Origin of the sequence: uncultured Mycobacterium sp. (assembly GCF_964249325.1) — a bacterium.
GTDB lineage: Bacteria > Actinomycetota > Actinomycetes > Mycobacteriales > Mycobacteriaceae > Mycobacterium.
In genome coordinates this window covers 20,429-34,647 of the sequence record NZ_CAXUCH010000020.1, presented here as the reverse complement: position 1 = coordinate 34,647, position 14,219 = coordinate 20,429, and the positions used below count along the sequence as shown (strand labels likewise).

12 protein-coding genes, 2 tRNA genes and 1 pseudogene are annotated in these 14,219 nt (G+C 65.6%); 4 read left to right on the top strand and 11 right to left on the bottom strand.

The window, feature by feature from the left end; translation table 11 throughout:
• Window positions 1-854, bottom strand: an 854-nt coding sequence (locus ACFE99_RS04835) for an aconitase family protein (RefSeq protein WP_375482931.1), incomplete at its 3' end; no start/stop codon positions are given.
• Window positions 855-933: 79 nt separating this feature from the next.
• On the opposite strand from ACFE99_RS04835, the gene ACFE99_RS04830 reads away from it, so the two are divergent.
• Window positions 934-1,635, top strand: coding sequence for an IclR family transcriptional regulator (locus ACFE99_RS04830; protein WP_375482929.1), 702 nt, complete (start codon window positions 934-936; stop codon window positions 1,633-1,635).
• Window positions 1,636-1,862: 227 nt separating this feature from the next.
• The gene (locus ACFE99_RS04825) at window positions 1,863-2,369 is read left to right on the top strand and encodes a PPOX class F420-dependent oxidoreductase (protein WP_375482927.1); all 507 of its coding nucleotides are present in this window, start codon (window positions 1,863-1,865) and stop codon (window positions 2,367-2,369) included.
• Window positions 2,370-2,397: 28 nt separating this feature from the next.
• On the opposite strand, the gene ACFE99_RS04820 is transcribed toward ACFE99_RS04825, so the two are convergent.
• The 4 genes from ACFE99_RS04820 to ACFE99_RS04805 form a co-directional block, all read right to left on the bottom strand.
• Window positions 2,398-2,470: transfer RNA gene (locus ACFE99_RS04820), tRNA-Glu, on the bottom strand.
• Window positions 2,471-2,542: 72 nt separating this feature from the next.
• Window positions 2,543-2,614, bottom strand: a tRNA-Gln gene (locus ACFE99_RS04815).
• Between the two features lie 103 nt (window positions 2,615-2,717).
• Entirely contained in the window at window positions 2,718-4,187 is a 1,470-nt protein-coding gene (gltX, locus tag ACFE99_RS04810; protein WP_375482925.1) for a glutamate--tRNA ligase, read from the bottom strand.
• On the bottom strand, window positions 4,184-4,972 hold the full coding sequence (locus ACFE99_RS04805; RefSeq protein ID WP_375482923.1) for a fumarylacetoacetate hydrolase family protein: 789 nt from the start codon (window positions 4,970-4,972) through the stop codon (window positions 4,184-4,186). The genes gltX and ACFE99_RS04805 overlap by 4 nt, the downstream gene beginning before the upstream one ends.
• 231 nt (window positions 4,973-5,203) lie before the next feature.
• Between ACFE99_RS04805 and ACFE99_RS04800 the strand changes: the two are divergent.
• Window positions 5,204-6,259 (top strand): annotated as a pseudogene (locus ACFE99_RS04800) (MFS transporter); the annotation flags it as partial.
• A gap of 133 nt (window positions 6,260-6,392) precedes the next feature.
• Here the strand turns inward: ACFE99_RS04800 and ACFE99_RS04795 are convergent.
• The 5 genes from ACFE99_RS04795 to ACFE99_RS04775 all read right to left on the bottom strand — a co-directional run bounded on the left by ACFE99_RS04795 (window position 6,393) and on the right by ACFE99_RS04775 (window position 12,494).
• Complete coding sequence (locus tag ACFE99_RS04795; RefSeq protein ID WP_375482921.1) at window positions 6,393-7,403, bottom strand: 3-isopropylmalate dehydrogenase; 1,011 nt, start codon at window positions 7,401-7,403, stop codon at window positions 6,393-6,395.
• Window positions 7,400-8,986 (bottom strand): phosphoglycerate dehydrogenase, encoded by a 1,587-nt coding sequence (gene serA / locus ACFE99_RS04790; RefSeq protein ID WP_375482919.1) that lies wholly within the window; start codon window positions 8,984-8,986, stop codon window positions 7,400-7,402. The genes ACFE99_RS04795 and serA overlap by 4 nt, the downstream gene beginning before the upstream one ends.
• A 105-nt stretch (window positions 8,987-9,091) precedes the next feature.
• A complete protein-coding gene (gene ilvC, locus ACFE99_RS04785) occupies window positions 9,092-10,093 on the bottom strand; it encodes a ketol-acid reductoisomerase (protein WP_375482935.1) in 1,002 nt (333 codons plus the stop codon).
• 29 nt (window positions 10,094-10,122) lie between these two features.
• Window positions 10,123-10,629, bottom strand: a complete 507-nt coding sequence (gene ilvN / locus ACFE99_RS04780) for an acetolactate synthase small subunit (protein ID WP_375482917.1) — start codon at window positions 10,627-10,629, stop codon at window positions 10,123-10,125.
• The gene (locus ACFE99_RS04775) at window positions 10,629-12,494 is read right to left on the bottom strand and encodes an acetolactate synthase large subunit (RefSeq protein ID WP_375482914.1); all 1,866 of its coding nucleotides are present in this window, start codon (window positions 12,492-12,494) and stop codon (window positions 10,629-10,631) included. The genes ilvN and ACFE99_RS04775 overlap by 1 nt, the downstream gene beginning before the upstream one ends.
• 392 nt (window positions 12,495-12,886) lie before the next feature.
• On the opposite strand from ACFE99_RS04775, the gene ACFE99_RS04770 reads away from it, so the two are divergent.
• Window positions 12,887-13,288, top strand: a complete 402-nt coding sequence (locus ACFE99_RS04770; RefSeq protein ID WP_375482912.1) for a PH domain-containing protein — start codon at window positions 12,887-12,889, stop codon at window positions 13,286-13,288.
• 12 nt (window positions 13,289-13,300) lie between these two features.
• On the opposite strand, the gene ACFE99_RS04765 is transcribed toward ACFE99_RS04770, so the two are convergent.
• The gene (locus ACFE99_RS04765) at window positions 13,301-14,152 is read right to left on the bottom strand and encodes a DoxX family protein (protein ID WP_375482910.1); all 852 of its coding nucleotides are present in this window, start codon (window positions 14,150-14,152) and stop codon (window positions 13,301-13,303) included.
• Window positions 14,153-14,219: the final 67 nt, after the last annotated feature.

The following is a 14,219-nucleotide window of genomic DNA, read 5'->3' as shown; positions in this document are numbered from 1 at the left end:
GCCGCGTCCAGGTGGACCTCGGTGTCGAACTCGGCGCCGGGGTCGGTGCGCAGCGGATTCCAAACCCCCACTGCGCCAGCCCACTGCGTACTCGGCGGCGCGTGCGGGCGGCCCCGCAAGAATTCGTAGGTGATCTCATCCGGCGCCACCATGCCCGCACGCGCGCCGGCTTCGATACTCATATTGCAGATCGTCATCCGGCCTTCCATAGACATCGATTCGATGGCACTGCCCCGGTATTCGATGACATGCCCCTGTCCGCCGCCGGTGCCGATTTTGGCGATCAACGCCAAAATGACGTCCTTGGCGGTTACTCCGGCAGGCAGCTGACCCTCGACGTTGACTGCCATCGTCTTGAACGGCCGCAGCGGCAGCGTTTGAGTCGCCAGCACGTGTTCGACCTCGGAGGTGCCGATTCCCATCGCCAGCGCACCGAAAGCGCCGTGGGTCGAAGTGTGGCTGTCGCCGCAGACGATCGTCATTCCCGGCTGTGTGAGGCCCAACTGCGGTCCCACCACATGCACGATTCCCTGCTCGATATCACCCATCGGGTGCAAGCGGATGCCGAATTCGGCGCAGTTGCGCCGCAGCGTTTCGACCTGGGTGCGCGACACCGGGTCGGCAATTGGTTTATCGATGTCGACGGTCGGCACGTTGTGATCCTCGGTGGCAAGCGTCAAGTCGGGCCGCCGCACCCGACGGCCGGCCAGCCGCAGTCCGTCGAAGGCCTGCGGACTGGTGACCTCGTGCACGAGATGCAGGTCGATGTAGATGAGGTCTGGGCCGTCGCCATCACCGGACGCCACAACATGGTCGTCCCATACTTTCTGCGCCAACGTGCGCGGAACTGACATGCTTGCCTCGATTCTCTGGTTTTCGCCTGGCCGACCGATCTGATCGTCTTCTCACAATGTGAGACGCTAATATCTGTATATGAGACATGATAGCGGCATTGGAGTGCTCGACAAAGCCGTGGGTGTGTTGTACGCGATCGCGGAATCTCCGTGCGGTTTGGCCGAACTGTGCGACCGGACTGGAATGCCTAGGGCTACCGCGCACCGATTGGCAGCCGGCCTCGAGGTGCATCGTCTACTGGCTCGCGATGGTGAGGGCCGCTGGCGGCTCGGTCCCGCGGTCAGTGAATTGGCGGCCAATGTCAACGACCCGCTGCTGGCCGCCAGCCCCGCGGTGCTGGCGCAACTGCGGGAAATCACCGGCGAAAGCGTGCAGCTGTACCGTCGCGACGGCATTTGGCGAATTTGTATAGCCGCGCTGGAACCACCTGCCGGCCTTCGGGACACGGTTCCCGTTGGCGCGCGGTTGCCGATGACGGCGGGATCGGGCGCCAAGGTGCTGCTGGCGTACAGCGACGCGGCAACCCAGCAAGCCATCCTGCCGGCCGCAAAGTTCAGCGGGCGCGCGCTAGCGGATGTGCTGCGGCGCGGATGGGCGCAAAGCGTTGCCGAACGCGAGCCCGGCGTGGCCAGTGTCTCGGCACCGGTGCGGGATGCCGGCGGAGCGGTGATCGCCGCTATTTCGGTGTCCGGACCGATCGATCGGATGGGCCGCCAGCCCGGCGCGCGTTGGGCTGCCGACTTATTGGCTGCAGCCGATGCCATCACTCGGCGCCTTTGACGCTTCCCTTCAGCGTCCTCGACTGCGCGGCTGCGGCGTCGACTGTGCGTCCACGGCGTCGACTGCGCGTCTACGGCGTCGACTGCGCGTCTACGGCGTCGACCGTGCGGCTACGGCGAGATCAAGGCCCAATTCTTGCCCTCAGCGCACGCTCGATGCCGTCGTCGCAGAATCGAATTCGCCGGTGTGGGCGCAGCCCTGAAATCACGAACTGACAGACTGACGCCATGGGAGCCAATCAGCGCGCGCAGATTGTCATGTCGGAGGCCGAGATCGCCGATTTTGTCGCCCGCAGCCGCACGGGCACGCTGGCCACCATCGGACCCAGTGGCCAGCCGCACCTGACCGCGATGTGGTACGGCGTGGTCGACGGCGAGATCTGGCTGGAGACCAAAGCCAAGTCGCAAAAGGCGGTCAATCTCAGGCGCGACCCGCGGGTGAGCTTCCTGATCGAGGACGGCGACACCTACGACACACTGCGCGGGGTGTCCCTCGAGGGCATCGCCGAGATCGTCGAGGATCCCGATGCCATCTTCCGCGTCGGTGTCAGCGTCTGGGAGCGTTACACCGGCCCCTACAGCGATGAGTTCAAACCAGCCGTCGACCAGATGATGCATAAGCGGGTGGCTGTGCGCATCGTCACACGCCGCACCCGCTCGTGGGACCATCGCAAACTCGGACTGCCGCACATGCCGGTCGGCGGCTCGACCGCACCCAGTGTTGTCGCTGGCTAGGCAGCGCCGGCAGACGCCAGTGGATGAGTAGCCCCGATGGGATTCGAACCCACGCTACCGCCGTGAGAGGGCGGCGTCCTAGGCCGCTAGACGACGGGGCCAGAACCGATCCGAGCAGTCAGCATAACCCAACTCGGCATGCCCGCCTAACCGCTTGCGGTGGGCATATCTTGCTGGGGTACCAGGACTCGAACCTAGAACGGCTGAACCAGAATCAGCTGTGTTGCCAATTACACCATACCCCATTGGCTGCCTAAAAGCGCTGGTCAGAACCCATTTTCGGATCCAGCTAGCGTCGTGCGGCCAACCGCTCGCCACGGGTGCGGCCGACGTGCAGACTACCAAAGCTTAGCCGCCTGAGCCGCACCGGTCGCGGGCCGCACGCAGGCGCTGCAAGGTGCGCTCGCGCCCCCGCAGCTCCAAGGCTTCGAACAACGGCGGGCTGACCGATGTTCCGGTAACGGCCACCCGCACAGGGCCGAACGCTTTTCGTGGTTTCAGCGCCAGGTTCTCCACCAGCGCGGCCTTGAGCGCGGCCTCGATGTGCGCTGTGGTCCAGTCCGTCACGCCACCGAGTGCCGCCACAGCGGCATCGAGCACCACCCCCGCATCCGGTCCCAGCTCCTTGGCGGCGGCCTTCGGGTCGATCGCGCACTCGTCGTCGTTGAAAAACCTCAACAGCGCCCATGCATCACGCAATACGACGATTCGGGTTTGCACGAGGTGGGCCGCGGCTGCGAATCCCGCATCATCCAGGCCGGTGTCATACCCGTGCACAGCGAAGTAGTCGCGCAGCCGAGCGGTGAAATCGTCGGCATCGAGCAGCCGAATGTGCTCGGCGTTGATTGCGTCGGCCTTCTTCTGGTCGAACCGGGCAGGGTTGGGGTTGACGTCCACCACGTCGAAAGCCGCGACCATCTCCTCGAGGCTGAACACGTCGCGGTCGCCGGAAATCGCCCAGCCCAGCAACGCAAGGTAATTCAGCAGCCCCTCGGGAATGAAGCCGCGATCTCGGTGCGCGAACAGATTCGACTGTGGGTCGCGCTTCGACAGTTTTCGCGTTCCCTCACCTAAAACCGTTGGCAAGTGCGCGAATTCAGGGATCCGCTCGGCAACGCCGACGCGGATCAGTGCCTGATAGAGCGCGATCTGGCGCGGGGTGGACGGCAGCAGGTCCTCCCCGCGCAGCACATGGGTGATCTTCATTAAGGCGTCGTCGACCGGGTTGACCAATGTGTACAACGGATCACCGGTCGCCCGGGTCACGGCGAAATCGGGCACCATGCCCGCCGCGAAGGCGGTGGGCCCACGCACCAGATCGTTCCAACCGAGATCTTGGTCTGGCATGCGCAACCGTATGACCGGTTTGCGACCCTCCGCCAGATACGCCGACCGTTGGGCATCGGTGAGATTGCGGTCGAAGTTGTCGTAACCCAATTTGGGGTTGCGCCCGGCGGCGATGTGGCGGGCCTCGACCTCCTCGGGCGTCGAAAATGCCTGATAAGCTTCGCCGGCCGCGACCAGCCTGTCGATAACCTCGCGGTAGATGTCTTTGCGCTGCGATTGCCGGTACGGCCCGTAGGGCCCACCGATCTCGGGCCCCTCGTCCCAGTTCAAGCCGAGCCAGCGCAGCGCGTCGAGCAGTGCCAGATAGCTTTCCTCGCTGTCGCGTTCGGGATCGGTATCTTCGATACGAAAGACGAAACTGCCGCCGGTGTGCCGGGCATAGGCCCAGTTGAATAACGCGGTGCGAATCAGCCCGACATGAGGAATCCCCGTGGGCGACGGGCAGAATCGGACCCGCACACCGCTGCTCATGAGGCTCCTTTTCGCACAACGGGATTGGTGAGCGTGCCGATGCTTTCGATCGTCACGCTGACGGTGTCGCCGTCCTCGATGGGACCCACCCCATCGGGTGTTCCGGTCAGGATGAGGTCGCCGGGCAATAACGTCATCACTGCCGACACCCATTCCACGATCGCGCCGATGTCGTGGATCATCAGCGAGGTGCGGCTGCGTTGTTTGACTTCGCCGTTGACGTCTGTGCGCAGCTCGAGGTCGGCCGGGTCGATATCGGTGACGATCCACGGCCCGACCGGGCAGAAGGTGTCGTGCCCCTTGGCTCGGGTCCATTGCCCGTCGGCTTGCTGCTGATCGCGGGCCGTCACGTCGTTGCCGATGGTGTAGCCCAAGATACTCTGGGCGGCGCGGTCAGCGGCCACGTCCTTGGACGGCCGGCTGATCACCACCGCTAGCTCACCCTCGAAGTGCACCGGCGATGCGTTGGCGGGCAAGCGGATTGGCACATTCGGCCCGATGATGGCGGTGTTGGGCTTCATGAATATGACCGGGTCGGCCGGCGCGGTGCCGCCCATCTCGGCGACGTGGGCGGCGTAGTTTTTGCCTACGCATATCACCTTGCTGGCCAGCATGGGGGCCAGCAGCCGCACATCGGCGAGTGGCCACGAGCGTCCGGTGAAGGTAGGTGTGCCGAAAGGGTGTTCGGCGATTTCGCGAGCGATCATCCCGGAGGAGTCGCCGATATCACCCTCGATGCTGACAAAAGCGACGCCGTCGGGGCTGGCAATTCGACCAAGTCGCATTCGTGAGAGCCTAGTGACGACTGCAAGCGCGGCGAAGCCGGGCGCAGCAGGTCGTCACCATCCCGACCTAGTGACGACTGCAAGCGCGGCGAAGCCGGGCGCAGCAGGTCGTCACCCAACAAGCCCCGCCGCCTGCCATACCCCTACCGCGCGGTGACCATCCCGACGAGGAAGGTAGGTCGGTGAGTTTCGCAATCGCAGCATCTGAAACCCATGTGAAACCATGGGCTGATGCCGACGGAATCGGTCAGCACCGGGGCGCGCTGGTCGATGTTGGTTATTGCATCGATAGCGACGTTGTCGTCTTTCCTCTTTATCAACGGCGTCGCGTTCATGATCCCTGAGCTGGAAACCGACCGGGACATCACGCTGGCCCAAGCCAGTCTGTTGTCGTCGATGCCGAGCTGGGGCATGGTGGTAACGCTCATTGCCTGGGGCTACGTGGTGGACCGCGCCGGCGAGCGGATCGTGCTCAGGCTGGGCTCGGGGCTGACGGCGACCGCAGCGTTCGCCGCCGCGTCGGTCCACTCGTTGGTCGTGGTGGGCGTGTTTCTGTTCCTCGGCGGCATGGCTGCAGCCGGCGCCAATTCGGCCACCGGACGGCTGGTGACCGGTTGGTTCCCGCCGCAGCGGCGCGGCGTGGCGATGGGCGTCCGGCAGACCGCCCAGCCGTTGGGAATCGCGCTGGGGGCCGCGGTCATTCCCGAGCTCGCGGAACACGGGTTCTCCGCGGCGATGATGTTTCCCGCGGTGATTTGCATGTTGTCGGGGATCGCATGCGCACTCGGCGTCCTCGACCCGCCGCGGAAGCCCCGAGCGACGGCCACCGCCGAAGAGCTGACCAGCCCGTATCGCGGCTCATGGGTGCTATGGCGAATCCACGCGGTCTCGGCGCTGCTGATGATGCCGCAGACGGTGACCGTGACGTTCATGCTGGTCTGGTTGATCAACCAGTACCACTGGTCGGTCGGGGCGGCTGGTGCGCTGGTCACCGTCTCACAGCTACTCGGCGCATTAGGCCGGATCCTGGCGGGCCGATGGTCTGACCGCGTCGGTTCGCGGATGCGGCCGGTGCGCACGATCGCCGCCGCCGCGGCCATAACCATGATCGTGTTGGGGTTCACCGATCATCTGAACTCGGAAATCGCCGCGGCCTGCATGGTGATCGCCTCGGTGATCGCGGTGCTCGACAACGGGTTGTCGTCCACCGCCATCACCGAATTCGCCGGACCGTTCTGGACCGGGCGCGCACTGGGCACCCAGAACACCAGTCAGAGGCTTGCGGCGGCCGCGGGGCCGCCGATCTTCGGTGCCCTTATCGCCGCGGCCGGCTATCCGCTCGGGTGGGTGGTCTGCGGACTGTTCCCGTTGGTCGCGGTGCCGCTGGTGCCGGTGGGTGTACTCCCGCCGGGGCTAGAGACTAGAGCGCGGCGGCAATCCGTTCGCCGACTTCGCCGGTGGAGAGCCGTGCGTTCCCTCGAGTTGAAAGATGGGCCGCGACAGCCCGGTCCACGCGTGCCGCGGCGGCGTCTTCGCCGAGATGGGCGAGCAGCAGCGCCACCGACATGATCGCCGCAGTCGGGTCGGCAATGCCTTGACCGGCGATATCGGGTGCACTGCCGTGCACCGGCTCGAACATCGAGGGGTTGGCACCAGTCGCGTCGATATTGCCGCTGGCGGCCAAGCCGATTCCCCCGCACACCGCGGCTGCCAGGTCGGTGATGATGTCGCCGAACAGGTTGTCGGTGACGACGACGTCGAATCGGGCCGGGTCGGTGACCAGGTGAATGGTTGCCGCGTCGACGTGCTGGTAGGCCACCTCGACATCCGGGTACTTCCCGGCGACCTCCTGCACCGTCCGGGACCACAGCGCGCCGGCGAACGTCAGCACATTCGTCTTGTGCACGAGGGTCAGGTGCTTGCGCCGGTGCTGGGCGCGCTCGAACGCGTCTTGAACGACGCGGCGCACCCCGAAAGCCGTGTTGACGCTGACCTCGGTGGCTACTTCATGTGGGGTGCCGACTCGGATCGCGCCGCCGGTACCGGTGTAAGGGCCCTCGGTGCCTTCGCGCACCACCACGAAGTCGATCTCGGGATTGCCGCTCAGCGGGCTGTTCACCCCGGGGTACAGCCGGGCCGGTCGCAGGTTGATGTGGTGGTCGAGTTCGAAGCGAAGCCGCAGCAGCAGACCGCGTTCCAGCACACCGCTGGGCACCGACGGATCGCCGATCGCGCCCAGCAAGATCGCGTCATGCGCCCGCAATTCGCCGAGCACCGAGTCCGGCAGCACTTCCCCGGTGGCGTGGAAGCGGCGCGCGCCCAAGTCATAGCTGGTCTTCTCCACATTGGGCAGCACCGCGTCGAGGACCTTGACAGCTTCGGTCACCACCTCGGGACCGATCCCGTCGCCGGCGATAACCGCCAGTTTCACGAGAGGTCGACCACCTCGAGTTTGTTGGCGTCGACAGCCGCGGAAATGGCTGACCGAACATCGTCGGGCACCTCACGGTCCAGCCGCAACAGGATTGTCGCGCTGGGGCCTTCGGCGTCCTCGGACAGTTGTGCGGCGTGGATGTTGACCCCCGCCGCACCCAGCAAGGTGCCGATCTTGCCCAGCGCTCCGGGCCGGTCGATGTAGTTGATGATCAGGTTGATGCCCTCGGCGCGCAGATCGAAGTTGCGACCGTTGATCTGCACGATCTTTTCCACCAGCTGCGGCCCGGACAGAGTGCCGGCGACGTTGGCGACGGAGCCGTCGGCACCGACCGCTCGTACGTCGACGACGCTGCGGTGGTTGGGACTTTCGGTGGCCGTGCTGATGTCGGCGGCGACTCCGCGTTCTTCGGCGATCGCTGGGGCGTTGACGAACGTCACCGGCTCTTCGATGACTGCCGAGAACAAGCCCCGCAGGGCTGACAGCCGCAGCACCTCGACGTCCTCGCTGGCTAGCTCACCGCGCGCCTGCACCGACAGCGACACCGGCAGCTCGTCGGCGAGGGCGCCGGCCAGCACACCGAGTTTGCGCACCAGGTCCAGCCACGGCGCCACCTCCTCGCTGACCGCCCCGGCGCCGACGTTGACCGCGTCGGGAACGAATTCGCCTGCCAGCGCGAGCTTTACGCTTTCGGCGACATCGGTGCCGGCGCGGTCCTGCGCCTCTGCGGTGGAGGCACCGAGATGGGGTGTGACCACTACCTGCGCCAGCTCGAACAGCGGGCTGTCGGTACACGGCTCTTTGGCGAACACGTCGATACCTGCCGCCCGCACGTGTCCACTGCTCACCGCGTCGGCCAGCGCCTCCTCGTCGACGAGGCCGCCGCGTGCGGCGTTGACGATAATCACGCCGGGCTTGGTCTTGGCCAGCGCCTCCTTGTCGATCAGCCCCGCGGTCTCGGGCGTCTTGGGCAAATGCACGGAGATGAAGTCAGACCGAGCCAGCAGCTCGTCAAGGCTTAGCAGTTCGATGCCGAGCTGGGCCGCACGCGCCGGCGACACGTACGGGTCGTAGGCGAGCAGCTGAGCGCCGAAGGCAGCCAGCCGCTGGGCGACCAACTGCCCGATGCGGCCGAGCCCGACAATCCCGACCGTCTTGCCGAAGATCTCGGTGCCGGAAAACGACGAGCGCTTCCATTCGTGGGCGCGCAGCGAGGCGTCGGCCGCGGGGATTTGGCGGGCCGCGGCCAGCAGCAACGCCAGCGCATGCTCAGCGGCGCTGTGGATGTTGGAGGTCGGCGCGTTAACAACCAGAACGCCGCGCGCGGTGGCGGCCTCGACGTCGACGTTGTCCAGCCCCACCCCGGCGCGCGCCACGATCTTCAGCTTGGGGGCCGCGGCCAGCACTTCGGCGTCGACGGTGGTGGCCGATCGCACCAGCAGCGCATCGGCCTCGGGCACAGCCGCCAACAGTTTCTCCCGATCGGGACCGTCGACCCAGCGGACTTCGACCTGATCGCCCAACGCAGCCACGGTGGACTCGGCCAGTTTGTCGGCGATCAATACAACAGGCAAGCTCACCCGGCCAGCCTAATAGGCCTCGGGAGGGCCGCTGACCGCGACATCGACGCCAGCGTCACGACCCGCCGAGAACGGCCGCGCTGACGTCGATCTCGCCGCAATGGATTACGCCGTTTCGGTGATCGGCCGGTCGACCCAGCTCATCAACCCGCGCAGCTTCTTGCCGGTGACTTCGATGGGGTGCTCGGCGTTTTGCTTGCGCAGTTCGGCCAGCTGCTTGCCGCCGTTCTCGACGTCGGCGACCAGTTTTTTCACGAAGCTGCCGTCCTGGATTTCCCGCAGGATTTCGCGCATGCGCTCCTTGGTGCCGGCGTCGATCACCCGTGGACCCGACAGGTAGCCGCCGAACTCGGCGGTGTCGGAGACCGAGTAGTACATCCGGCCGATGCCGCCTTCGTACATCAAGTCGACGATCAACTTCAGCTCGTGCAGCACTTCAAAGTAGGCCAGTTCCGGGGGATAGCCCGCTTCGACCATCACGTCAAAGCCTGCCTTGACCAATTCCTCTGTGCCGCCGCACAATACCGTCTGCTCGCCGAACAGGTCGGTTTCGGTCTCGTCTTTGAACGTGGTCTTGATGACACCGGCCCTCGTACCGCCGATGGCCTTTGCGTACGACAGTGCCAGCGCCAAGCCGTCGCCGCCCGGGTCCTGCGCCACGGCAACCAGACACGGCACACCCTTGCCGTCGACAAACTGCCGCCGCACCAGATGCCCGGGACCCTTCGGCGCCACCATCGCGACCGTGATGTCCGGCGCCGGTTTGATCAGCCCGAAATGGATGTTGAGCCCGTGACCGAAAAACAGCGCGTCGCCCGGCTGCAGGTTGGGTTCGATGTCGCCTGCGAAGATCTCCGGCTGTGCAGTGTCAGGCGCTAACAGCATGATGACGTCGGCCCACTTGGCGACCCCGGCCGGGGTGTCGACCTGCAGCCCCTGCTCAGCAACCTTGGCCCTCGACTTCGAGCCTTCCTTCAAGCCGACGCGAACCTCGACGCCCGAGTCGCGCAGGCTCAGCGAGTGCGCATGCCCTTGGCTTCCATAGCCAATGACACCGACCTTGCGGCCGGCGATGATCGACAAATCGGCGTCGACGTCGTAGAACATCTGCACTGCCACGTGTTTCTCCTTAGTTGTTACTTGGGTCCGCCCATACCGCGTGGACCGCGAGACAACGACACCAAACCGGACTGGACAATCTCGCGAACACCGAACGGCTCCAGCACGCGCAGCAACGCTTCGAGCTTGGCCGGTGTCCCGGTGGCCTCGATGGTCAGCGACTCCGGAGAGACGTCAATTATTTTGGCGCGGAACAGGTTTGCTGCTTCACTGACTTGACTGCGGGTGCCGGCATCGGCTCGCACCTTGATCAATGCCAGCTCCCGCGACACCGAGTTGCCGTCGTCTTGCTCGACGATTTTGATGACGTTGATCAACTTGTTGAGTTGCTTGGTGATCTGCTCGAGCGGAGTGTCTTCGGCGGCGACGACGATGGTCATCCGCGACATGTTCTTCTGCTCGGTGGCGCCCACGGCAAGCGACTCGATGTTGAAGCCGCGCCGCGAGAACAGCGCCGCGACCCGTGCGAGCACACCCGGTTTGTCTTCGACGAGCACCGAAAGCGTATGCGTCGTAGAACTCATCACGCGTGCCCTTCGTTGGGGTCGTCGAAGAGTGGGCGAATGCCGCGCGCAGCCTGGATCTCGTCGTTGCTGGTGCCGGCTGCAACCATCGGCCACACTTGTGCGTCGGCGCCGACGATGAAGTCGATCACCACCGGGCGGTCGTTGACGGCGCGGGCCGCCTTGATCACGTCGACCACGTCGTCTTCCCGCTCGCAACGCAACCCGACGCAGCCCAGTGCCTCGGCCAGCTTGACGAAGTCCGGGATGCGGTGCGAGTGGGTGGCCAGGTCGGTCTGCGAATAGCGCTCGGCGTAAAACAGCGACTGCCATTGCCGCACCATGCCCAGGCTGCCGTTGTTGATCAGCGCGACCTTGATCGGCGCTCCCTCGACCGCGCAGGTGGCCAGCTCCTGGTTGGTCATCTGGAAGCAGCCGTCGCCGTCGACCGCCCACACCTCGGCGTCCGGGCGCGCGATCTTGGCGCCCATCGCCGCCGGGATCGCGAAACCCATGGTGCCCAGACCACCGGAGTTGAGCCAGGTGCGCGGCTTCTCGAACGAGATGAACTGCGCGGCCCACATCTGGTGCTGGCCCACCCCGGCGACGTAGACGGCGTCCGGCCCGGCGATCTTACCCAGCGTTTCGATCACGTACTCCGGGCTCAGGCTGCCGTCGCTCTGCGGCCCGTAGCTCAGCGGGTAGGTGTCTTGCACACCGCGCAGGTACTGCCACCAGTCGTCGAGGACGAGGGCGCCGCCGGTGTCCTGCTGGCGTAGTGCGGCGATCAGATCGGTGATGACAGCCTTGACGTCGCCGACGATCGGCACGTCGGCGTGGCGGTTTTTGCCGATCTCGGCCGGGTCGATGTCGGCGTGGATGACCTTGGCCTCAGGGGCGAACGAGTCGAGCTTTCCGGTGACCCGGTCGTCGAAGCGGGTGCCCAACGCGATCAGCAGGTCGCTGCGCTGCAGCGCGGCCACCGCCGTGACGGTGCCGTGCATGCCCGGCATCCCGAGGTGCTGGGGATGGCTATCGGGGAACGCCCCGCGCGCCATCAGTGTGGTGACCACAGGGATGCCGGTCAGCTCGGCCAGCTCACGCAGCTGCTCGGTGGCGTCACCGCGGATGACGCCTCCGCCGACGTAGAGCACTGGCTTGCGCGCGGCCCCGATCAGCTTGGCGGCCTCGCGCAGCTGCCGGTTGTGCGGTCTGGTGGTGGGTTTGTAGCCCGGAAGATCCAGCCGCGGCGGCCAGCTGAACGTGCACTGGCCCTGCAGCACGTCCTTGGGGATATCGACAAGTACCGCGCCGGGACGGCCGGTGGACGCGATGTGGAAGGCCTCGGCCAGCACCTGCGGGATGTCGTCGCCGCTGCGGACCAGGAAATTGTGCTTGGTGATCGGCATGGTGATGCCGGAGATGTCGGCCTCCTGGAAGGCGTCGGTGCCGATCAGCGAACGCCCCACCTGACCGGTGATGGCCACTACCGGAATGGAGTCCATCTGCGCATCAGCGAGCGGGGTGACCAAGTTGGTGGCTCCGGGACCAGACGTGGCCATGCACACCCCGACCCTGCCGGTGGCGTGCGCATAGCCGCTGGCGGCATGGCCCGCCCCCTGCTCGTGGCGCACCAGCACGTGGCGCAGCTTCTGTGAGTCGAACAGCGGGTCGTATACCGGCAGCACAGCACCGCCGGGAATGCCGAAGATGACCTCTACGTCAAGTTGCTCCAACGATCGGATCACCGACTGTGCTCCGATAAGCTGTTGCGGCCCAACAGTTTTCGATTGAACCCCGGGCGATGCTGATTTCCGCGTGTTCGGCGCGCCGTTGGCGGCCTGCGGCTCGGCCTTGGAAGCCCACGGGGTGGTGGGTGCGCTCACTAGTGTCCTCTTCGATCCTGTTGTCATCGTTTTGCTGTGGTGCTCGGCATCCCGAACGGTGGGTGGGCAACAAAAAACCCCCGCCAGCTCAGCTGCTGCACGAGGGTTGCGCGTTGATGCCCTTGAAAGCCAGGTCCGCCTGAGCTAGTCAGCCACCAACGCGCCGACCAAGTACTACGAGCATTCTGGGCTTTGCAGGCATATCCACAGCGTTCGACGGTAGTCTCCGCACAGGTCAGCCGTCAAATCCGCCTCCCTATGCGAGTACCGCTTTTCAGCAGTGTGCGTCTAGGGGGTCCGGTGTGCGCTGAGGGCGAGGACACGCCGAGACGCTCACCCTAGGCGCACAGTCGATGCGAATTAGGGCCGGCGATCGGTGCGATGATGCAGGGATGGCTACCGGTTCGTCGGAGCAAACCCCGCCTGCGCCGCCCGTCGTGATCAAGGTCTCGCCGATGGCACACTTCGCCGTCGGATTCTTCACACTTGGGCTGCTCATCCCGGTGCTGACGTGGCCGGTGACCGCGCCGCTGCTGGCGATTCCCGTGCTGCTTTCGGCGTTGATCGTCCGCCTGCGCACGCTCGCCGACCACGACGGCGTTACCGCGCGAACACTGCTCGGCAGCCGGAGGGTGGCTTGGGACGACATCGACGGGCTGCGGTTCAGTCGCGGTTTGTGGGCGCGGGCGCAGCTCAAGAGCGGCGACGAGCTGCGCTTGCCCGCGGTCAGCTTCGCGACCCTGCCACTGTTGACCGAAGCCAGCGCGGGGCGGGTGCCCAACCCCTACGCGTGACGGACGCGGCTTTTACTGCAGAGGATTGGCGCCGTTGAGCAACACCCAGACAGCGACACCCGCGCCGACACCCACAACCAGCGCTGCGAACGAGCCGATGAACGGCCGCCGGGCCCAGCCGCGGCCGGCGTCGAAGCCGTAGCGGCCCGGACCGATGAGGATGACCGCGGCGGCGACGAGGATCAGCATCAGTTCGTATTCATGTCCGCCCGGGAAGAAAAAGCGGAAGGACCTCGGCTGGGACTGCGCCGACATGTCGGCAAGCGAGCCGTTGATCAGATAGGCCAGCGCGCCAGCGGCGGCCAGCGGCGTGAACAAACCCAACACCAGCAGCACCCCGGCGACGAGCTCGCCGCCGGAGCCCACATAGGTCAAGATGTCGGCGTGTTGGTAGCCGGCGTCGGACAGCGAGTTCTTGAATACGGTCAGGCCCTCCCCGCCCCACCAGCCGAAGAGCTTCTGGAGGCCATGCGCGATGAGCACCGCGCCCAGCGCCACCCGCAACAGCAATAGACCAAGATTTTGGGTGCCGCGCCGGCCGGCGGCGCGGACCCGCTCGTCGTCCTCGTCGATGTCGATCTCGTCTTGCCCGAATGCCGAGTGTCGGGCGCTGGATTGCGGCTCGATATATGGCAACGGTTCCTGGCCGCCAAGGCCGAAGCCGGGCCCCACCTGACGAGAATTGCTTGCGTCGTTGCCCGAGCTGTAGTGGGGGATCGTTGTGGTCTCGAAATCGCCTGCATAGTTGGCTGACGGCAGGTCGTCTTCCGGGTCGACCAGACTTGCTGGAGCCGGACGGACCTGGGTCTGCGCAGCGGAATCGTCGGGCCGTCGCCAGTGCGATTCATTGGGTTGACTGGTCACGGGTGTCAGGGTAAGGGCATTCGCCGCTGAATTTGGGATTTGAGCGGCGCTTTCGCCGGACTTAATC

Excerpts from the sequence above, each read along its gene's own strand:
- ACFE99_RS04770 (WP_375482912.1), top strand. The coding sequence starts at position 12,887 with ATGGCTACCGGTTCGTCGGAGCAAACCCCGCCTGCGCCGCCCGTCGTG.
- ilvC (WP_375482935.1), bottom strand. The coding sequence starts at position 10,093 with ATGTTCTACGACGTCGACGCCGATTTGTCGATCATCGCCGGCCGCAAG.
- gltX (WP_375482925.1), bottom strand. The coding sequence starts at position 4,187 with ATGAGCAGCGGTGTGCGGGTCCGATTCTGCCCGTCGCCCACGGGGATT.
- ilvN (WP_375482917.1), bottom strand. The coding sequence starts at position 10,629 with ATGAGTTCTACGACGCATACGCTTTCGGTGCTCGTCGAAGACAAACCG.
- ACFE99_RS04805 (WP_375482923.1), bottom strand. The coding sequence starts at position 4,972 with ATGCGACTTGGTCGAATTGCCAGCCCCGACGGCGTCGCTTTTGTCAGC.
- ACFE99_RS04825 (WP_375482927.1), top strand. The coding sequence starts at position 1,863 with ATGGGAGCCAATCAGCGCGCGCAGATTGTCATGTCGGAGGCCGAGATC.
- ACFE99_RS04830 (WP_375482929.1), top strand. The coding sequence starts at position 934 with ATGAGACATGATAGCGGCATTGGAGTGCTCGACAAAGCCGTGGGTGTG.